Source organism: Enterobacter soli, from assembly GCF_964208575.1.
GTDB classification, from domain to species: domain Bacteria; phylum Pseudomonadota; class Gammaproteobacteria; order Enterobacterales; family Enterobacteriaceae; genus Enterobacter; species Enterobacter soli_A.
Genome location: NZ_CAXOFU010000038.1, coordinates 1 through 19,686, shown reverse-complemented (window position 1 = coordinate 19,686; position 19,686 = coordinate 1). Strand labels below are relative to the sequence as shown.

The following is a 19,686-nucleotide window of genomic DNA, read 5'->3' as shown; positions in this document are numbered from 1 at the left end:
TGAGCTTTTCTTCAATGCAGGCAACGGAGTCGCTGTACTTTCTAAACACTCGATCGGTTCCCTCTCCCTGTGGGAGAGGGTTAGGGTGAGGGCATCAGACCGCAGCCAGCCCCATCCATACGAAAACGTTATTTGCATCACAATCCAAACTGCAAATTAATGTGGATTGCATTTTTTTGCGGGAGGTAACAAAACATATCGTTGCCTGCTGATAGAATTGCATCAAATACCAACCCTGAATGTTTCTATAACAACATATCTCCCGCTCTCTTGTGAGGAAAGTAACATGAACCTTAAGCTGCAGCTTAAAATCTTGTCGTTTCTGCAGTTCTGCCTTTGGGGCAGCTGGCTGACTACGCTCGGCTCCTATATGTTTGTGACGCTCAAGTTCGACGGTGCGTCAATCGGTGCCGTATACAGCTCGCTGGGTATTGCCGCGGTCTTTATGCCTACGCTGCTGGGCATCGTGGCGGACAAATGGCTGAGCGCCAAGTGGCTGTACATGCTGTGCCACCTGGTCGGTGCCGGGACGCTGTTTATGGCGGCCGAAGTCACCACGCCGGGCGCGATGTTTATGGTCATCCTGCTTAACTCGCTGGCCTATATGCCAACGCTTGGCCTGATCAACACCATCTCCTACTACCGCCTGAAATCAGCGGGTATGGATATCGTGACCGATTTCCCGCCAATCCGTATCTGGGGCACCATCGGCTTTATCATGGCGATGTGGGGCGTGAGCTTCGCAGGCTTTGAGCTGAGCCACATGCAGCTCTACATCGGCGCGGCGCTCTCCGTGGTGCTGGCGGTCTTCACCCTGACGCTGCCAACCATTCCCGTCTCTAACCAGCAGAAAAACCAGAGCTGGAGCACCATGCTCGGCCTGGACGCGTTCGCGCTGTTCAAAAACAAACGCATGGCGATCTTCTTTATCTTCTCCATGCTGCTGGGCGCAGAGCTGCAAATCACCAACATGTTCGGCAACACCTTCCTGCACAGCTTCGACAATAACCCGCTGTTCTCCGGCAGCTTTATCGTTGAACACGCGTCCGTGATGATGTCGATTTCGCAGATCTCCGAGACCCTGTTCATCCTGACCATCCCGTTCTTCCTGAGCCGCTACGGCATTAAGAACGTGATGCTGATCAGTATCGCGGCGTGGATGCTGCGCTTCGGTCTGTTCGCCTACGGCGACCCAAGCCCGTTCGGCACCGTGCTGCTGGTACTGTCGATGATTGTTTACGGCTGTGCGTTCGACTTCTTCAACATCTCCGGTTCGGTGTTTGTGGAAAAAGAGGTCAAGCCTGAAATCCGCGCCAGCGCGCAGGGCATGTTCCTGATGATGACCAACGGCTTCGGCTGTATTCTGGGCGGTGTGGTGAGCGGGAAAGTGGTCGAGATGTACACCACCAACGGCATTACCGACTGGCAGCCGGTGTGGCTGATCTTCGCGGGCTACTCGCTGGTGCTGTTCTTCGCGTTTATCGCCCTGTTCAAGTACAAGCACGTTCGCGTGCCGAATGGTGCGCAGCCAATCGCGCATTGATTGTTGTGCCCGGTGGCGCTGCGCTTACCGGGCCTACAAGACCAGACCGTAGGCCGGGTAAGGCGTAACCGCCACCCGGCTATTTTATTGCAGAGAGCACCCACCCCACCGACAGCAAATCCGCGCTGCCGCCGGGGCTCAGGTTTCGTTCAATCAGCGCGTTATCCATCTTACGCAACGCCTCGCGATCCCAGCCATTTGCCAGTAACTCCCGCGCATAGCCCTGAACATAGCGCAGCCCTTCCATGCCGCCGCGTGACACCAGATTACTGTCCTGATTGATCGCCATCAGGCGTAACAGCAGGTCGTGAAGGGAATGGCCGTTCCACCCGGACAGCGCTTTACGCACCGTTGCAAAGCCGCTCTCCGCCTCACCGCGCGCGCCGGTCAGGCCATACTGCTGAAACTGCCGCTCGCCCGCCGTCGCCGCCCCGCTGCGTGCGCCCAGCTCCCGCGCCACCAGCCCGCTGCAAATGTTACTTACCTCACAGCAGAGGCCGTCTGCGGAGAGATTTTTCACACACCCGGCGGCAAAGCACAGTAAACCGAGGGCGAAAATTCCCCCCTTATGCGCGTTCACGCCGCCGGTTGCGGCATACATCGCCTGCTCGCAGGCGATGCCCATCGGACGAATAATGCGCAGCTGCTCCCCCGCGGACTTATCCGCATGCTGATGGCCCAGCTCGGTGAATCGCGAAAACCACGGCGCAATCGCCGCAATGCTGCGGGCAAACAGGGCGTGATCCATATCGCGATGGGCGCCGCTGTTGAGCGTATCCACCAGCCCCGGCTTTGGCGTCAGCGCAAGCTCGCGCCACAGCGCCTCTTCGGCAAGCGCGGGCACGCTCTGCGGGCGCGGTTTAGTCGCGAGCAAACCAGTCATCGATCGTTTTCTCCACGCGGGCGGTCACCTGCTCGACCGGGTGTTTGCGCGAGCGGGAGCAGGCGTGCGCGGGTTCATCGCAAATCAGGCAGCGACGAAGGTGCGCCCCCAGCGATACCCGCCCGACGTGCCCGTGCTCCGGGCAAATCACGTCCAGATCCCACAGCCTGCCGAGGGGATGCGTCTGCTCAAGCGTCGCGCAGTGGGCTTTGATTTCCACCGCCGGGTGCGCCACGCACCACAGCGCCTCTGGCCCGGTCGGCAGCCACAGCACCTGACGGTCGAGCACCTGCCAGCGGTTTTCCCACAGCAGCTGGTCGCACGTCTGGAGCGCCACGCCCATCGTATTGCGATAGCGCAGGCTGTCTTTGACTTCCCCCGGCGTGACCAGCGTGAGGGAAATCACCGGCTGTTGATAGTGCTCAAGCATGTCAGCCTGGCGTGCCGCGCGGCGTTCTTTCGCCGCCAGCAGCGCCTCAAGGCTGACACCCGCCCGCACGGGTGTCGCGGTATTCATACGTCCTCCTTCACCTGGCGAACGGTGTCGATCACGCTGCCGTCGCGATAGCGGATCACCCCGACGATTTTGTCGGTAAATTCGATCGGCTTAGGTACGCCGGTCAGGGAAATCGCCCGCTCGTACAGGGCGTGGATATCGACCACCTTCAGCCCCGCCGCCAGCAGGCGATCGCGGATCTCCGGGCGCGCCGGGTTCACCGCAATGCCGTGGTCGGTCACCAGCACGTCGATGCTCTCCCCCGGCGTCAGGCGCGTTGTCACGCGCTTCACCACCGTCGGAATACGGCTGCGCAGCAGCGGCGCCACCACAATGGTCAGGTTCGCGGCAGCCGCCACGTCGCAGTGGCCGCCGGACGCCCCGCGCATCACGCCGTCGGAGCCGGTAATCACGTTGACGTTGAAATCAACGTCGATCTCCAGCGCGCTGAGGATCACCACGTCGAGCTGGTCGCAGCACGCCGCCTTGCTGCCGGGGTTGGCGTAGACGTTAGTGGAGATCTCCACGTGGTTCGGGTTACGCGCCAGCGACGCCGCCGCCTGGCCGTCAAAGCACTGGGTGTCGAGCAGCTTTTCAATAAGCCCCTTCTCGTGCAGATCCACCAGGCTTCCGGTGATCCCACCCAGCGCGAAGCGCGCCGTCACGCCGCTGCGCTCCATCTTCTCCTCCATAAAGCGCGTGCAGGCGGTGGCTGCCGCGCCGGAGCCGGTCTGCATGGAGAAGCCCGGCTTGAAGTAGCCGGAGTGTTCAATCACGTCCGCCGCGTAGCGGGCGATCATCAGCTCGCGCGGGTTGCTGGTCACGCGCGCCGCGCCAACGCTGATTTTCGCCGGGTCGCCCACGCTCTCGACCTGCACAATGTAGTCCACCCGGTCCTGCACCAGGCTGGCGGGCATATTGGGAAACGGCACCAGCTCTTCGGTCAGCAGCACAACCTTACGAGCAAAGTGCGCGTCCACCATCGCATAGCCGAGCGAGCCGCAGCTCGATTTGCCGTGGGTGCCGTTGGCGTTGCCAAATTCATCGCTGCACGGCACGCCGAGAAACGCCACGTCGATCTTCAGCTCGCCGTCCTGGAGCAGCTTCACGCGCCCGCCGTGGGAGTGAATTTGCACCGGCTCGTCCATCAGCCCGTGGGAGATGGCGTCCGCCAGCCTGCCGCGCATCCCCGAGGTATATATTCGCGTTATCACGCTGCTTTCGATGTGCGGGATCAGCGCCTCGTTACAGGTCATCAGCGAGCTGGAGGCCAGGGTCAGGTTTTTGAAGCCCATCCGCGCCAGCTGCGCCACCACGGTGTTGATCACCCGGTCGCCTTCGCGAAACGCATGGTGGAAGGAGATGGTCATGCCGTCCTGCAGGCCGCTGCGCACCACCGCCTCTTCAATGGAGGCGCACAGCTTGCGGGTGTGCTTCGCGTCAGCGTCCGCCAGCCACGGCGTGGCGCTGTGGGCAGTATCAAAGGGCTTTAAGTCCCGCAGATGGGGAAAATTCACGTGGAGAAGTTCTGTCTGATTCATCTTGTCATCCTTACCGACGCACGCCGGAAGCCGCCGCGCGCTCCAGCACGACCTGCGCGTGGTTAATAATGGGCGCGTCCACCATTTTGCCGTTGAGCGAGACCACGCCCAGACCGTTACGCTCGCCCTCTTCTGCCGCCTCGATCACCCGCTTCGCGTGATCCACCTCTTCCTGCGTCGGGGCGTAGGCGTTGTGCAGCAGATCGATCTGGCGCGGGTTAATCAGAGACTTGCCGTTAAAGCCCATCTTGCGGATCAGGTCGACCTCGCGCAGGAACCCGGCTTCGTCGTTAACGTCTGACCACACCACGTCGAACGCGTCGATACCCGCGGCGCGCGCCGCGTGGAGTACGGCACAGCGGGCGTAAAACAGCTCCGTGCCGTCTCCGCGCTCGGTCTGCATGTCCATCACGTAGTCAAACGCCGCGAGGGCGATGCCGATGAGGCGCGGAGAGCTGCGGGCGATTGCCACGGCGTTGATCACGCCGACCGCCGACTCAATGGCCGCCATCACGCGGGTTGAACCGGGTTCGCGCCCGCAGTCGCGCTCGATGCGCTCCAGGTGGCCTTCCAGCTCGTAGATATCGTCCGGGGTGTCGGTTTTCGGCAGGCGGATAACGTCCACGCCCGCCCGCACGGCGGCCTCCAGATCCAGCAGGCCAAACGGCGTGCTCAGCGGGTTAATGCGCACCACGGTTTCGATATCCTGATACATCGGGTGCTGCAGGGCGTGGAACACCAGCATGCGCGCGGTGTCTTTTTCACGCAGCGCCACCGCGTCTTCAAGATCGAACATGATGGAGTCGGGGCGGTAGATAAACGCGGTGGAGAGCATGGCGGCGTTAGCGCCCGGCAGGAACAGCATGCTGCGGCGGAGTTTGCTCATTTCAGCGCCCCCCAGTTGATGGCCTGTTCATCGGCCGCGCGCAGAAGGGCGCTTTGCAGGCGGGCGCGGATCACGCAGTCCAGCGCGCCTTTGTCTTCCACGACGATCAGCCCCTGACGCACGTTCATCGCGCGCAGGGTTTCGTCGACCACCTGGCGGATCTGCTCGCCAAACTGCTTAATCACTTCACTATGGATGATAATCTCCAGCTCGCCGTCGGCGGGGGCGATTTTCACCATCAGGTCGCTGGACTCCTGCGTTCCGGCCAGCGCCTCCCTTACAATATTCATGATAAATTCCTGATAGTTATGCAACTTCCGCACGCGCACGGTAGTGCGTTTCAAGGTGCGCGAAGGTGGATGCCGGGACAATCTCCCGGATCCGGGAAAACTGCTGTGTCTTGAGTAAACGGCGCACTTCCGAGGCCGAAATGGCGTTGCCGGTGGCTTTAAGGCGCGGCATCTCCACCACCTCGATATGCGCGGCAAGCAGGTCGTGCAGCGTCTGGTTGTACTGGCGGGTGATATCGCAGAACGGCTCCGAGCCGATAAAGCGGTGGGTAATGCCCAGCGCCGGAGCGATATGGTCGCGAAAAATCAGCACGTCGATTTCGCTCCACGCCTGCTGCACCTTTCCGGTCTCTTTCAGAAAATAGGCCGGGAAGGTGGCGCGGGAGATGATGTACTGCGAGCCTTCGTGCACCGTCACGTTCGGCAGATGCGCCACGCCCGCGCGCACCATCTCAAGGCGCGCGCTGAACGGGAAGAACGAGGCATCTTCCCGCACCACGAACAGATGCAGCGCGTCGCACTGCGCCGCCGCCTGCTCCACCAGATGCCGGTGGCCGAGGGTGAACGGGTTGGCGTTCATCACGATGGCGCCAATTTTCTCCCCGCACCTGCGCTGGCGTGCCAGCGTGCGGCAGTAGCGCGCGATCCCCTGCGGGGTGTTTTCCATCAGCACCGCGCTGCTGCCGCTCTGGGCAATCGGCCAGAAGCCGCTGCGGGAAAAGCGCTCCTTGTTACATGGGCGCGTGCAGAGAAACAGGTGAAAATGGCCCCGCGCCAGGGCGGCGTGTTCCACCTCCGCCAGCAGCCGGGCGCTGAGGTTCTCGCCGCGAAGCTGCTCGTCTACCGCCACACATTTGATGACGTTGGCGGCAAGCCCTGCGCACCCCACCAGCTGCATTCCGGCCCAGGCTTCGACAAACAGCGTGATGTCGTTGTCCAGCCCCAGACCGCTGTCTGCCAGCAGATAGCGGATCTGGCTCAGGCGCTCCGGGTGTTTCGCCACGTCGGTCAGACGAAAATCGATTGGGGTTTGCGAGTGCATACTGCCGCCTTACCTAATGTGCCGCCGCGAGCGTCGCCGCAGGCGCTTCGACAATCACGTTGCTCAGATGACCGATGTGCTCGATCTCCACCTCAATGCGATCCCCCTCTTTCATAAACAGCGGCGGGTTGCGCTTTTTACCCACGCCGCCCGGGGATCCGGTGATGATCACATCCCCCGGGCTCAGGCGCGTGAAGGTGCTGATGTACTCGATCAGCTCGGCGACCTTGTGGATCATGCTGCTGGTGTTGTCTTCCTGCACCATGCGCCCGTTGAGCCAGGTGCGGATCGCAAGCTGATGCGGATCCGGAATTTCGTCGGCGGTGGCCATCCACGGCCCAAACGCCCCGGTCTGACGCCAGTTCTTCCCGGCGGTAAACCAGGTGTGCTGCCAGTCGCGAGCCGAGCCGTCCATGTAGCAGCTGTAGCCCGCCACGTGGCGCAGCGCCTCGTCGCGGCTGATGTTCTCGCCGCCTTTGCCGATGATCACCGCCAGCTCGCCTTCGTAGTCGAACTCGCTGGAGTGGCGCGGCTTCAGCACCGGTGCGTTGTGGCCGGTCTGGGAATCCGGGAAGCGAACGAACAGCGTCGGCGCCGGGTTGTGCTGGTCAAACTCCTTGCGCTTGTCGGCATAGTTCATGCCCACGCAGAGGATTTTTTCCGGCTGCTCAATCACCGGTAAGAAGGTGATGGCGCTCATCGGCACGTCGACCAAGTCGTTGATAAAACGGGTGGCCTGCGCCAGCCCGTTGCCCTGCAGCAGCGCCTTGAGGTCGCCGTAGCGATCCCCCAGGCGGCGGCCTAAATCAATCACGCCGTCGGCCTGGACGATGCCGTAGCTGCGTTTTCCCTGGTATAAAAAGCTTGCGAGTTTCATTGTTCTTTTCCTGAAAACTAAACGAGGAAGTTAGCCAGTATCAGCAGTGAGACAGAGACGTTAATCGCGCCACCGATACGGGTTGCAATCTGGGCGAAGGGCATCAGGCTCATGCGGTTGCCCGCGGTGAGGATGGCGACATCCCCGGTTCCGCCCTGTCCGCTCTGGCAGCAGGAGACAATGGCGACGTCAATCGGGTGCATGCCAATCTTTTTGCCCACGAAGAAGCCGGTCGCCACCAGGGCCGAAACGGTGCTGACGATAACCAGCAGGTTGCTGACGGTGAACGCCGCCACCAGCTCGTGCCACGGCGTGATCGCCACGCCCACGGCGAACAGAATTGGGTAGGTCACGGAGGTCTGGAAGAATTTGTACACCACCTGAGAGCCTTCCAGCAGGCGCGGAGACGCGCCGTTGCACAGCTTCACCAGCACCGCGACAAACAGCATCCCCACCGGCGCTGGCAGGCCGATCAGCTTGTGGCCGAGCATCCCGATCATGTAGAGCAGCACCGCCAGCAGCGCGCCGGAGGCGATAGTGGTCACGTCCGCCTTGCCGGAGAACGCGGGCTGTTGCGCCGTCTCATCGCTGTTGGCGCGGTTCGGCATCAGCTGGCCTTCGCCGGTCAGGTGCGGGAAGCGTTTACCGAGCTGGTTCAGGCAGCCGGAGATAATGATGGCGGTCAGGCCGCCGAGCATCACCATCGGCAGCACGCGTCCGAGCGCCACGCCCTGATCCATATGCAGAATGGTGGCGTAACCAATCGAGAGCGGGATCGCCCCCTCGCCCACGCCGCCCGCCATGATCGGCAGAATGATAAAGAAGAAGATCTGGAACGGCTCAAGGCCGAGCGCCAGCCCCACGCCCATCCCGACCAGCATGCCGACGATTTCGCCGCACAGCATCGGGAAGAAGATGCGCAGGAAGCCCTGGATCAGCACGGTGCGGTTCATGCTCATAATGCTGCCGACGATAATGCAGCAGATGTAAAGATAGAGGATGTTGGTGGATTTGTAGAATTTGGTGGTGGACTCGACCACCACGTCCGGCAGCAGGCCGTAATAGACCAGCGCGGACGGGATAAAGGTGGCGCAAATCGCCGCCGCGCCCAGCTTGCCCACAATCGGCAGGCGTTTGCCAAACTCGCCGCAGGCAAAGCCGAAGAAGGCCAGCGTGGCGACCATCACCACGATGTCGCTCGGCAGCTTTCCGCCCAGGCAGTCAATGGCAATCAGCGCGCCCGCCAGCAGAAACAGCGGCAGAGGAATAATCCCGACCTTCCAGGTATCCATAATATGCCACCAGCGCTCCTTAAGCGACGGTCGCTGAATTTCAATCGGGTCGTGGGTAACAGAGAAAGCGTTGTCGGTTGTGCTCATAATTAAGCCCCTTGGTTATTTTGTGCGTTCAGCTTAAAGACACAAAGGCTTACTTTATGTGAGGGATGGCATATTAAAACCGAAGTTTTAATGGCCTCTATGGTTTTAATGGTTTCTTTTATTTTGTGTGATTAACGCCTTATTTATTGCCGTGGTTTTTATGGTTTCTTTTCTTAAAAGCACAAATAAATAACATTTATAAATTCAGGCTTATGGCCGCTACCCGTTCAGATAAATCTTTTACAGGCCGTGCTGTGCAAGGGATCACAAGTTTCCCGCAAACCCGGATTCGGCGCGGAAAAAGATGATATATTAGCGTTTCTCATTGATACCCTGCGTGATAGTGATGAAAGTATCGTTTCAGATTAAGCTGTTTATTTCGCTGGTAGCCTTTTTCTCAGTGCTCTTTGCTTTACTGGGCGGATATTATTATGTCGACGTCGGCAAACAGCTTTATCAGGAAATGAGCGCGCGCGCGAAAATACAGGCCGAAGAGATTGCGCTTATTCCTAATTTACGCCATGAAGTCGAACAAAAGGATATCAACGCCATTCACGACTTTATGCAAAAAATAGCCGGGCAAAGCGACGCCAGCTTTATTGTGATTGGCGATAATAAAGGACAGCATCTGTTCCATTCGGTGTTTGCCGACCGGGTGGGCACCACGCTGGTTGGCGGCGATAACGACGAGGTGCTGCACGGCAAAAGTACCACCACCATCCGCAAAGGGGGCTTAGGCATTTCGCTGCGCAGCAAAGCGCCCATTTTCAACGATGCCGGGCAGGTGGTGGGGATTGTGTCGGTGGGCTATCTCACCAGCTATCTCGACACCATCACCGTCAGCAAGGTGGTCAACATCCTGATTGCCGCCGTGCTGCTGCTCTTTGCCCTCTTTATCTTCTCGTGGTTTTTCACCCGCGGTATCAAAAAGCAGATCTTCTCGCTGGAGCCGCGCGAGATCGGCCTGCTGGTGCGCCAGCAAAAGGCGATGATGGAGTCCATCTACGAGGGGGTGATCGCCATCGACGACAGCCTGCGCATTGAGGTGATCAACCAGGCGGCGCGTAAGCTGCTCGGCCTGAGCCAGCCCGCGCGCGAGCTGCGCGGCCAGCAGATTAGCCAGGTGATCGATCCGGTGCCGTTCTTCAGCGCCAAAACCATGCTCGCAAAGGACACGCATGATGAGATCTGCCGCTTTAACGATCTCACGGTGATCGCCAGCCGGGTGCGGATCATGCTGGAAGACTCTCTCCAGGGATGGGTGATCACCTTCCGGGATCGCAACGAGATAGACACCCTCAGCGCCCAGCTAAGCCAGGTGAAACGCTACGTCGATAACCTGCGCATCATGCGCCACGAGCAATTGAACCGCATGACCACCCTCTCCGGCCTTCTGCACATGGGGCGCTATGAGGAGGCGATTGGCTACATTCAGGCCCAGTCGGAACACGCTCAGGAGCTGCTGGACTTTATCTCCTCCCGGTTTAGCTCGCCGACCCTGTGCGGCCTGCTGCTGGGCAAAGCCGCCCGCGCACGGGAGAAAGGGGTTGAGCTGAGTTTCGATCCCGCGTGCAGGATGGACAGCGCCTTTGAGCCGCTGTCCGAGGCCGAGCTGATTTCGATCATCGGGAACCTGCTGGATAACGCCATCGAAGCCACGCAGCGCTCGCCGCTCCCGCATGAGCCGGTAGAAGTGCTGATCAAGCTGAACGAGCAGGAGCTGATTATTGAGGTGGCTGACCAGGGCGTGGGGATAAAACCGGAGATCCGCGAGCGGATATTTGAACGCGGGATCACCACCAAAACGCGGGGCGATCACGGTATTGGGCTGTACCTGATCGAAAGCTACGTCACGCAGGCCGGCGGCTCCATAGAAGTGGCCGATAACACGCCGCGCGGCGCCATTTTCTCACTCTTTATTCCGACGACGGGGGCCGCCCGGCGTTCCCTACAGGAAATGGAAGATACCGACTATGCAACATGAACTTATCGACGTACTGATTGTTGAAGATGAGAACGAGCTGGCACAGCTCCACGCGGAGCTCATCAGCAAACATCCGCGCCTGCGCCTGGTGGGCATTGCCTCGTCGCTGGCGGACGCCCAGGCGCAGCTCGCCGGCAAACAGCCGCAGCTGATGCTGCTCGACAACTACCTGCCCGACGGCAAGGGCATTACGCTTATTAGCAACCCGATGCTGACGCGCGCCAACTGTTCCGTGATTTTTATTACCGCCGCCAGCGATATGGACACCTGCAGCCAGGCGATTCGCAACGGCGCGTTCGATTACATTCTTAAACCGGTTTCCTGGAAACGGCTCAGCCAGTCCCTGGAGCGCTTTGTGCAGTTCGCCGAGCAGCAGCGGGTGTGGAAGATAGTCGACCAGCAGAACGTGGACTCGCTCTACCAGCTTCAGGCAAAGAACTACCGCCAGGATAACGGCAGCAAAGGCATCGAGGAGAATACGCTGGCGCGGGTGCAGACGCTGTTTAACGAGAAAGCGGACTACTGCTTTTCAGTGGATGAAGTGGTGAGTGAAACAGGGCTGAGCAAAACCACCACCCGGCGCTATCTGGAACACTGCGTGGAGGCGGGGTTTTTGAGCGTGGAGATGCTGTACGGGAAGATTGGGCATCCGCGGCGGCTGTACCGGCGCAGCGCGGTTTGATGAAACGTTCCCTCTCCCTGTGGGAGAGGGTTAGGGTGAGGGCAACAGCCCGCACTATCTCAACACATACCCGTACAGCCGCTTGATCCCGTCCGCATCTTTCTCGCTATACACGCCCTGCAGCTCCGGCGAGAAGCCCGGCAGCAGATTCACGCCCTCCTCCAGCGCCAGGAAGTAGCGCTGCACCGCCCCGCCCCAGACTTCCCCCGGCACCACGCACAGCACGCCCGGCGGGTACGGCAGCGCGCCTTCAGCGGCAATACGCCCTGCGGCATCGCGGATGCGCACCAGCTCCACGTTGCCGCGAATGTACTCCTGGTTTGCATCCTGTGGGTTCATCACCACGGCCGGCAGGCTCTCTTTGCGGAACATCGCTTTCTGCAGATCCTTCACGTTGAAGCTCACGTACAGATCGTGCATCTCCTGGCACAGCTCGCGCAGGGTGTAGTCGCGGTAGCGCACCGGGTACTTCTGGTAGATGGTCGGCAGCACGTCGGCCAGCGGCGTGTCGTCTTCGATGTGCTGCTCGAACTGCCCGAGCATCGCCACCAGCTGCGCCAGCTTCTCGGCGCTTTCCGCCGGGGTCAGCAGGAACAGGATCGAGTTCAGATCGCACTTCTCCGGCACGATGCCGTTTTCACGCAGATAGTGCGCGAGGATGGTCGCCGGAATGCCGAAGTCGGTGTAGTTCCCGGTTTCAGCGTCAATGCCCGGCGTGGTCAGCAGCAGCTTGCAGGGATCGACGAAGTACTGCTCGCTGGCATAGCCCGCAAAGCCATGCCACTTCGCGCCCGGCTCAAAGCTGAAGAAACGACGCTCGCTGGCGATGGTTTCGGTCGCGTGATCCTGCCACGGACGCCCCGCCACCACCGGCGGAATAAAGGGCTTGATCATGCGGCAGTTGGCAACGATCGCTTTGCGCGCGTCAATGCCCAGCGCCACGCACTCGGCCCAGAGCCTGCGTCCGCTCTCCCCTTCGTGGATTTTGGCGTTCACGTCCAGCGACGCAAACAGCGGATAAAACGGGCTGGTCGAGGCGTGCAGCATAAACGCGTTGTTCAGCCGCTTGTGCGGGCAAAAACGCGCCTGACCGCGAATGTGGTTATCCTTTTTGTGGATCTGCGAGGTTTGTGAGAACCCGGCCTGCTGCTTGTGCACCGACTGGGTCACAAAAATGCCCGGATCCTTTTCGGTAAGTTCCAGCAGGAGCGGCGAGCAGTCGGCCATCATCGGGATAAACTGCTCGTAGCCGACCCACGCCGAGTCGAAGAGGATGTAGTCGCAGAGGTGGCCAATCTTATCCACCACCTGACGGGCGTTATAGACGGTGCCATCGTAGGTGCCGAGCTGGATCACCGCCAGGCGGAACGGGCGGGCCTCGTCGGCTTTTTCCGGCGCCGCTTCGCGGATCAGCTCGCGCAGATAGCCCTCGTCGAAGCAGTGCTCGTCAATGCCGCCAATAAAGCCGAACGGATTGCGCGCGGCTTCAAGGTAGACCGGGGTCGCGCCTGCCTGGATCAACGCCCCGTGATGGTTGGATTTATGGTTGTTACGGTCAAACAGCACCAGATCGCCGCGGGTCAGCAGCGCATTGGTGACCACTTTATTGGCCGCTGAGGTGCCGTTGAGCACAAAATAGGTTTTATCGGCGTTAAAAACTTTCGCCGCGAACTTTTGCGCATGCTTGGCAGAACCTTCGTGGATCAGCAGATCGCCAAGCTTGACGTCGGCGTTGCACATATCGGCGCGAAAAACGTTCTCGCCAAAGAAGTCGTAGAACTGACGGCCAGCCGGATGTTTCCTGAAAAACGCACCGTGCTGATGCCCGGGGCAGGCAAAGGTGCTGTTGCCCATCGCCACGTACTGGCTCAGGGTGTCAAAAAACGGCGGCAGCAGATTCTCTTCGTAACGACAGGCGGCAGATTCCAGTTCCAGGAACTCCTGCGCCTTACCGGAAATCACGCCAGCAACGCCATCGGGAACCTCCGTCGGCTCTTGCGAGAACATAAACACCGGCAGCTGAAAACCGGTACGTTTCAGCAACGCAAGAATGCCGCTGCGGCTGTCAGCGACCGTAATGACGACTGCCGCCACATTGGTGAAGTCAGTGTTATCCAGCGTCACCTTTTCGCGGTGCGTAGACACGGTGGACACCAGCTCGCGGCTGACGGCAATGTTCATTGATTTCATAAGCGCAGATACCCTCACCGAACAGTGAGACAGGAGGAGAAATTTCGCGCAATAATGTCACCTTTTATTTTGGGTCGCAACAAAGAATCAATATGCATTTCACCTCCTAAAGCTAACGCCTCAGGCCGGATGTCATGCCATAATAATGCAATATCAATGATTAAATAACAGGAGCTTATCTTGGTTATAGGGCCTTTTATAAACGCGGGCGCCGTATTACTGGGCGGCGTGCTCGGCGCAGCGTTGAGCACGCGATTACCTGAACGTATTCGCTCGTCCATGCCCTCTATTTTCGGGCTGGCATCCCTGGGGATCGGTATTCTTCTGGTAATCAAATGCGCCAACCTGCCGGTGATGGTGCTGGCAACGCTGCTCGGCGCGCTGATCGGCGAGTTTTGCTATCTGGAGAAAGGGATTAACAGTGCGGTGGGAAGAGCGAAGAACCTGATTGCACGGCCGGGCAAAGCGAAGCACGGCTCGCATGAAACCTTTATTCAAAACTATGTGGCTATCATTATTCTGTTTTGCGCCAGCGGCACGGGGATTTTTGGCTCGATGCAGGAAGGCATGACCGGTGACCCGAGCATTTTGATTGCTAAGGCATTTCTCGATTTCTTTACCGCCACCATTTTTGCCACCACGCTCGGCATCGCCGTTGCAGCAATCTGCGTTCCGATGCTGCTCATCCAGCTGGCGCTTGCCACCTGCGCCACGCTGATCCTGCCGCTGACCACGCCCGCGATGATGGCCGACTTTACCGCCGTCGGCGGTCTGCTGCTGCTGGCAACCGGGCTGCGCATCTGTGGAATTAAGATGTTCGCGGTAGTGAATATGCTGCCTGCACTGCTGATAGCGATGCCGATTTCCGCGCTCTGGACGCACTTTTTCGCCTGAGCGCGCCATAACTGGCGAGAGAGTGTGCAGTCCGTAGCGAAAACAACAAATTTCGTTGACGGCGAAGAGCGAATCGGGTTTAATGCGCCCCGTTGCCCGGATAGCTCAGTCGGTAGAGCAGGGGATTGAAAATCCCCGTGTCCTTGGTTCGATTCCGAGTCCGGGCACCACTATTTAGAAAACCCGCCCTCGAGGCGGGTTTTTGCTTTGTGGGATTCTGATAGCAACTGGTTAATGTGAAGTTGCCTGCCACAACTCATCATATTTACTGAGCTTACGCGCTGTCAGCGAGTCAATGGGTTACCAACCAGTGGCTTCTGCTGCAGGGTCTGGTTGCGTCGAACCTCACCTCGTTAAAGAAATCTATTTTGGGTGCTTTTTGACTGGATGCGAAAGAAAAATTAAGACATCGCAAAACGAATTTATTATCGTCCTGGTGAGCACTGATCCAGTCATTTCGACCATGCCACAGAAAACAACCACTGCCGACAAGTTAATTGTAAAGAGGCGAGACGAGTTAGGTACAAAAAAAGAAATTTATAATATCCGTTTTTATCAAACATTGCGGCAAGATAAATTAGATAATGTAAAAAGATCCTCCTTTTAATTTACTCATATCTCTTTTGCGTTATTAATTAAAATACGCATACTTATTTCGTTATGGCATTAAGATAAAATACAATTAACCTATCATGCTTATTTTTATTATCACATAATCAAAATATAGTTTTAACAAATGAAAACTTATCCATACAATTGTAAAACATCGTATTAATTTATGTTTCGAAGCAGATGCATTTTTTTGTTGCAACCTTTAATATAAATCTCATTTATTGAGATCATAATCTTATCAGATCCCATGTAAACCAGTAGTAAACATTAATTATAGGTAATGCAACCAAAATAATGTCAATTTTATTAAACCAACACGAGAAAACAGCTGGTGTTTGAAGCCGTGTGAATGATGCTGTAACTGGTTGATGGTAGAGTAAAATCCAGAGGTGAATTTAATGCTTAAATACTACTTGCCGGATAACCGACACGGCGGTATCTGACCTTAAAAATATCAATCTACTGAATAGTTCCTCATTTACCTCCTGACTTAGAATCACACGATTTTTAATTTACTTTGGTTGTGGAAATAAGATCCCATTTTTCCTTCATATATTTCAGAAGAGATTTGTCATTCTGAAGATTAAAATCAGGCTCAGGAGGTTTTTCTCCACCGAAGCCTTCACTACCGACAATAATATGCTCCTCTCCCCTTAACGAGTGTTTTATCCCATTCTTAAAAGCAAAATATTTCACGGTGACTGGGTCAATCCCACCAATACAACCTATTTTGTAGGCAAACAAAACGGTTCCTACACCATCAGAAAATATTTTATTTACTTCGACAGAGCTTGGTACAATTTCTAATTTTATATCTTCGCCACAGTTTCGGACAAAATCCTTGAGGATCCAATCGTTGCGATTCCCTGTGACTTGCCTAACGAGCAAAGTCATTCCATCATCTTTGCTATTAATTTTTTTATCTATGATTAAAGTATGTTTTCCAGAACTATCATTCCATACTTTTTGAAAGGTTTCATAACTTGCAAAAACTGATTGGGATAATAAAAAAGTAAAAGCAGTAACTAGTTTCCAGTTCATCGCGTACTCTCTTTTCCTTTGGACTTTACGGTCATATTTAACACCTTTGAATTCAATTCATTGACATCAAATTGTTGAAGGCTATTTTTTTGTGCTTCGTTATAATATGCTTTATAAGTTACAGGTAAGAAATACCTCATCCCCTTATAAATGGAGAATTTAATCGTCCCTGCAGATATAGATCCATTTATAATTGATAATCCACCTTGGTTACCGCCCAAGCCAATGATGTCCCCCTTTGCAATTCCATAAACAAGGGTTGCATGATGACCAGATGTCGCAATCGCTCCGAAAATAGGCTTAGATATTTCGAAAAAATTACTATCACCAATGAATGATCTTGCTCGAAATGGAAAATGAGATTTAGCATATCCTACTTCTTGCAAACAATAATTTATAAATGATGCACACCATGCGTGTTTGCTGCCAACAAGGTTTGGCAACATTTTTCCAAAACCTATTAACTGATGGTAATTAGATGTTTTAGTTATTATAGATTCGTCTGCTCCTTTCCATTTTTTAGCTTCTTTAATTGCCACAGCCATCCATGGAGCCTCTCTCTGGTCATGAGGGAGCAACGCAATCGGATTGCCAGAATTTTTCCCCCCAACCGATTCCAGCATTTTTTTATTGGTATTTGCTTCTTTATTTTGCAGTGGCTTTTTACTCACTGTTTTTAAGGCTGGAGGATTAACTGTTAATTTTTCGATATCGCCCGCTGTATTACTACCATTGTTGCTTATAGATATTGACTGACCTGGATATATTTTATCAGGGTCTGATATATTATTCTGTCGCGTTATATCCTCAACATTTGCACCTTTCTTTTCTGCGATCTTCGCTAATGTGTCACCTTGTTCAACGATATATATTGAAGAGCTATTAGCATTGCCCCCATAAATCGTAAGGTGCTGTCCAGGGAAAATCTTACTCACATCCTCAATATTATTATTTTTGGCAATTTCATCAGTCGTCGTCTTATAACGCTCTGCAATTTTCGAAAGAGAGTCTCCTGACATAACTATGTACTCTATCGCCTTCTGGGTGCTCTTCTCACGTGGAGCTTTTGGGACCTCAGCAAGTGTTTTTGCAGTGAATTGCGAAAAATTTCTCGTAAGCAGTATATTTTTCGTTTCATTTCCAGCAATGGATGAATAAACAATATCCTCTTTTCCAGAGGAATTAGTATATTTGACAACAATAGCCATCCCTGGTTCCGTATGGATGATTGTCCTGAGCTTGCCATAAGCATCTGTTTTCCACTCATAGCTAGTGTTTCCTAGTGTCACTTTAAAGGGCACATCAGCTACTGGTCGAGAGCCATCAGAAACTGTCAATTTTGTCACATACACCCATTTTTCGATACCTGGCTTCAGGCCTCCTTCCTTTTTGCTAATTGCCTTTATGAGTTTACTGAATTTTGTATCATCAAGGTCTCCTACTTTTTCCCCCTTGAGGATCCCACTTTCAGACATGATGAAGTTTGCGTAATCCTCAGGATTATTACCATCGTTCCCTGGTGCATATTTTTTCATCATTTCTTGGATGGTATAATTATTATATTTTTTCTTGAGCAGATCTCGTTTCGCATTCTCACCAGCTTTTATGCTCGAAAATATTGCAAAAGAATGTTTATCTGGATTAAAAACCACCCCAACGCCGATTTTTCCTTCTTGGTTTTTTACAGAAATGAGATTCCCCGGGTTATTGAATCTCCAATTCAAAGACCCTCCCGTTTTTAACAATCTTGTACCATTCAGTGACTCATATTCTACCGTTTTAGTTGATGCATGATAGATAGCGTTTATAAATCGCATTTAAATACTCCTCTAGATTATTTATCTGCAACCTCTAACCTGGCGTCATCTAATAAAACTGGGGTCATATGATATCCGTTTTCAGCAAGGAATATCACACCATAAGCATTGACAGTTTTACCAATGTAATTTTCTTTGAATTTATATTCCTTACTATCACGCATTATCAACTGAACATCCTGGTTCCAGTTTTGATTATTAGTATCTACGTCAGTCACACAGGTTAGTGGTCGTTTTAAATGCAATATCCATTCATGCAACTTCTCATCATTATTTTTATCCTCTCCCCAGCCAGGAGGACCATAGTATAACTTTATACTAATGACTCCTTTGAGGCTTACTTTATCCCCTTCTTTTAGGCATCTAGCAAAACCACTTAAACTTGAAAACACAATCATAAAGCAAAAAATAGTTTTCAGAATTTTCTTTAACATAGATTACTCAGCTGTAGTTAACTTTAATAATTTTGTAATCATCGATTCAGTTAGCGCTGAGGTATGACCCTCAGCTTTCTCAATCTCATCCGAGTCTGTATCAGATTCCAGCACCTCTATATTTCCCTCACTGTCTGCCTCAGACCCATCTTCTTCTACTGATAATGGAAGGTCCTCTGTAATCCAAGTTTCTCGACCAATAATTAAGTTTAATGTATCGCTTTCAGGGAGTACTATTTTAGGGAGGCGACCTGAACTTTCCAATATCCCAGACGACAAGGTTTTCCCACTACTATCAGTAATGTTGTATGGCTGATTAATCATCCAATCCATACTTTGACTGACACTATCTGCCCCGGGAAAAGCGAAACGTAAACTATGCTCGCCGGGCTCCATCACAGGAAAAACAGGAAACTTTATTTTATCTGATGCGCTTTCTTTGCGCCCATAGTGGCCTGCTTTCGTTCGATACTCTCCTTTGGTGGCTGATTCAATGGCATTCCCGTCCATTATGATGTAACTCCCTCCGCCGTTCAGCGTGATTTTCTTCTTCGCGATGATTTTGATTTCATCTTCCGTGCTCACGATGCTGATGTCCTTCCGCGCAAGCAATGCCATCAGTCCGTTCTGCGCCTGCACCTCCACCGCACCCCGGTTCGCTATCAGCTTCATCCCCAGCTTTCTCACAAACACGCTCAGCGCATTACCCACCCCCACGAACAGGTCCTTCACCACGCTAACGTCACCGCTCCTGCCCGCCGTCGCAATCAGGTTCTTCACCGCCGACACCTGAAGGTGCCCGCCGCTCGTCAACGCCACCCCCTCCGGCGCACTCATCAGCAGCACCGATTTCTTCAGGTCCGTCAGCTGCTGCTCCAGCAGCTTTATCTGCTCCCCCACCTCCGCCGCTCCCGCCGTCGCCTTCTGCGCGTCCTCCGAGATGCCCGTCATCTGCTCCTGCGCCGCCTTCAGGTTACCCAGCGCCGCCGCCATTTCGCGCACCTCTCCCTGCGCACCCGACTGGCCGTCCGCGCTGATGAACAGCCCCTTCTGCGCCCGTATCGCTCCCCACGCATCCGTTCGCAGCTCGAACCC

General features: G+C 54.9%; 17 protein-coding genes and 1 tRNA gene. 5 read left to right on the top strand and 13 right to left on the bottom strand.

The features are described 5' to 3' along the window. The first annotated feature begins 286 nt into the window (after positions 1-286). Positions 287-1,543, top strand: a complete 1,257-nt coding sequence (locus tag AB6V08_RS22835) for a nucleoside permease (protein WP_368545036.1) — start codon at positions 287-289, stop codon at positions 1,541-1,543. 79 nt (positions 1,544-1,622) lie between these two features. On the opposite strand, the gene citG is transcribed toward AB6V08_RS22835, so the two are convergent. From citG to AB6V08_RS22795, 8 genes are read right to left on the bottom strand one after another with little or no spacing between them, the layout of a single operon-like run. Then, positions 1,623-2,426, bottom strand: coding sequence for a triphosphoribosyl-dephospho-CoA synthase CitG (gene citG / locus AB6V08_RS22830; RefSeq protein ID WP_368545035.1), 804 nt, complete (start codon positions 2,424-2,426; stop codon positions 1,623-1,625). Then, positions 2,404-2,943: a citrate lyase holo-[acyl-carrier protein] synthase gene (citX, locus tag AB6V08_RS22825; protein WP_368545034.1), complete on the bottom strand. Its 540-nt coding sequence runs from the start codon at positions 2,941-2,943 to the stop codon at positions 2,404-2,406. The genes citG and citX overlap by 23 nt, the downstream gene beginning before the upstream one ends. Further along, on the bottom strand, positions 2,940-4,463 hold the full coding sequence (gene citF, locus AB6V08_RS22820; protein ID WP_368545033.1) for a citrate lyase subunit alpha: 1,524 nt from the start codon (positions 4,461-4,463) through the stop codon (positions 2,940-2,942). The genes citX and citF overlap by 4 nt, the downstream gene beginning before the upstream one ends. 10 nt (positions 4,464-4,473) lie before the next feature. Continuing rightward, a complete protein-coding gene (gene citE / locus AB6V08_RS22815) occupies positions 4,474-5,349 on the bottom strand; it encodes a citrate (pro-3S)-lyase subunit beta (protein WP_368545032.1) in 876 nt (291 codons plus the stop codon). Beyond that, a complete protein-coding gene (gene citD / locus AB6V08_RS22810) occupies positions 5,346-5,639 on the bottom strand; it encodes a citrate lyase acyl carrier protein (RefSeq protein ID WP_368545031.1) in 294 nt (97 codons plus the stop codon). The genes citE and citD overlap by 4 nt, the downstream gene beginning before the upstream one ends. Positions 5,640-5,655: 16 nt before the next feature. Further along, on the bottom strand, positions 5,656-6,681 hold the full coding sequence (gene citC / locus AB6V08_RS22805) for a [citrate (pro-3S)-lyase] ligase (protein WP_368545029.1): 1,026 nt from the start codon (positions 6,679-6,681) through the stop codon (positions 5,656-5,658). Positions 6,682-6,694: 13 nt separating this feature from the next. After that, a complete protein-coding gene (locus tag AB6V08_RS22800; protein ID WP_368545028.1) occupies positions 6,695-7,558 on the bottom strand; it encodes a fumarylacetoacetate hydrolase family protein in 864 nt (287 codons plus the stop codon). Between the two features lie 17 nt (positions 7,559-7,575). Further along, complete coding sequence (locus tag AB6V08_RS22795; protein ID WP_368545027.1) at positions 7,576-8,937, bottom strand: 2-hydroxycarboxylate transporter family protein; 1,362 nt, start codon at positions 8,935-8,937, stop codon at positions 7,576-7,578. Between the two features lie 346 nt (positions 8,938-9,283). On the opposite strand from AB6V08_RS22795, the gene AB6V08_RS22790 reads away from it, so the two are divergent. Continuing rightward, positions 9,284-10,921, top strand: a complete 1,638-nt coding sequence (locus AB6V08_RS22790) for an ATP-binding protein (protein ID WP_368545026.1) — start codon at positions 9,284-9,286, stop codon at positions 10,919-10,921. Next, a complete protein-coding gene (locus AB6V08_RS22785; RefSeq protein ID WP_368545025.1) occupies positions 10,911-11,603 on the top strand; it encodes a response regulator in 693 nt (230 codons plus the stop codon). Before AB6V08_RS22790 ends, AB6V08_RS22785 begins: the two co-directional genes overlap by 11 nt. A 54-nt stretch (positions 11,604-11,657) precedes the next feature. Here the strand turns inward: AB6V08_RS22785 and AB6V08_RS22780 are convergent, their stop codons facing one another. Then, complete coding sequence (locus AB6V08_RS22780; protein WP_368545024.1) at positions 11,658-13,793, bottom strand: ornithine decarboxylase; 2,136 nt, start codon at positions 13,791-13,793, stop codon at positions 11,658-11,660. A 180-nt stretch (positions 13,794-13,973) separates the two neighbouring features. Here AB6V08_RS22780 and AB6V08_RS22775 point away from each other — a divergent pair, with 180 nt between their 5' ends. Both AB6V08_RS22775 and AB6V08_RS22770 read left to right on the top strand, forming a co-directional pair. Further along, positions 13,974-14,687, top strand: coding sequence for a DUF554 domain-containing protein (locus AB6V08_RS22775; RefSeq protein WP_368545023.1), 714 nt, complete (start codon positions 13,974-13,976; stop codon positions 14,685-14,687). A 94-nt stretch (positions 14,688-14,781) separates the two neighbouring features. Then, positions 14,782-14,857: transfer RNA gene (locus tag AB6V08_RS22770), tRNA-Phe, on the top strand. Positions 14,858-15,806: 949 nt separating this feature from the next. On the opposite strand, the gene AB6V08_RS22765 is transcribed toward AB6V08_RS22770, so the two are convergent. The 4 genes from AB6V08_RS22765 to AB6V08_RS22750 all read right to left on the bottom strand — a co-directional run. Next, positions 15,807-16,340: a M949_RS01915 family surface polysaccharide biosynthesis protein gene (locus tag AB6V08_RS22765; RefSeq protein ID WP_368545022.1), complete on the bottom strand. Its 534-nt coding sequence runs from the start codon at positions 16,338-16,340 to the stop codon at positions 15,807-15,809. Further along, complete coding sequence (locus AB6V08_RS22760; RefSeq protein WP_368545021.1) at positions 16,337-18,157, bottom strand: LysM peptidoglycan-binding domain-containing protein; 1,821 nt, start codon at positions 18,155-18,157, stop codon at positions 16,337-16,339. The genes AB6V08_RS22765 and AB6V08_RS22760 overlap by 4 nt, the downstream gene beginning before the upstream one ends. Positions 18,158-18,174: 17 nt before the next feature. Next, on the bottom strand, positions 18,175-18,591 hold the full coding sequence (locus AB6V08_RS22755) for a DUF4431 domain-containing protein (RefSeq protein ID WP_368545020.1): 417 nt from the start codon (positions 18,589-18,591) through the stop codon (positions 18,175-18,177). 3 nt (positions 18,592-18,594) lie between these two features. Further along, on the bottom strand, positions 18,595-19,686 hold a 1,092-nt coding region (locus AB6V08_RS22750), incomplete at its 5' end, for a DUF2345 domain-containing protein (protein WP_368545018.1).

Coding starts and splice junctions, on each gene's coding strand:
- citC (WP_368545029.1), bottom strand. CDS start 6,681: ATGCACTCGCAAACCCCAATCGATTTTCGTCTGACCGACGTGGCGAAA.
- AB6V08_RS22790 (WP_368545026.1), top strand. CDS start 9,284: ATGAAAGTATCGTTTCAGATTAAGCTGTTTATTTCGCTGGTAGCCTTT.
- AB6V08_RS22765 (WP_368545022.1), bottom strand. CDS start 16,340: ATGAACTGGAAACTAGTTACTGCTTTTACTTTTTTATTATCCCAATCA.
- AB6V08_RS22760 (WP_368545021.1), bottom strand. CDS start 18,157: ATGCGATTTATAAACGCTATCTATCATGCATCAACTAAAACGGTAGAA.
- AB6V08_RS22780 (WP_368545024.1), bottom strand. CDS start 13,793: ATGAAATCAATGAACATTGCCGTCAGCCGCGAGCTGGTGTCCACCGTG.
- citD (WP_368545031.1), bottom strand. CDS start 5,639: ATGAATATTGTAAGGGAGGCGCTGGCCGGAACGCAGGAGTCCAGCGAC.
- AB6V08_RS22800 (WP_368545028.1), bottom strand. CDS start 7,558: ATGAAACTCGCAAGCTTTTTATACCAGGGAAAACGCAGCTACGGCATC.
- citE (WP_368545032.1), bottom strand. CDS start 5,349: ATGAGCAAACTCCGCCGCAGCATGCTGTTCCTGCCGGGCGCTAACGCC.
- AB6V08_RS22755 (WP_368545020.1), bottom strand. CDS start 18,591: ATGTTAAAGAAAATTCTGAAAACTATTTTTTGCTTTATGATTGTGTTT.
- citG (WP_368545035.1), bottom strand. CDS start 2,426: ATGACTGGTTTGCTCGCGACTAAACCGCGCCCGCAGAGCGTGCCCGCG.
- AB6V08_RS22785 (WP_368545025.1), top strand. CDS start 10,911: ATGCAACATGAACTTATCGACGTACTGATTGTTGAAGATGAGAACGAG.
- AB6V08_RS22795 (WP_368545027.1), bottom strand. CDS start 8,937: ATGAGCACAACCGACAACGCTTTCTCTGTTACCCACGACCCGATTGAA.
- AB6V08_RS22835 (WP_368545036.1), top strand. CDS start 287: ATGAACCTTAAGCTGCAGCTTAAAATCTTGTCGTTTCTGCAGTTCTGC.
- citX (WP_368545034.1), bottom strand. CDS start 2,943: ATGAATACCGCGACACCCGTGCGGGCGGGTGTCAGCCTTGAGGCGCTG.
- citF (WP_368545033.1), bottom strand. CDS start 4,463: ATGAATCAGACAGAACTTCTCCACGTGAATTTTCCCCATCTGCGGGAC.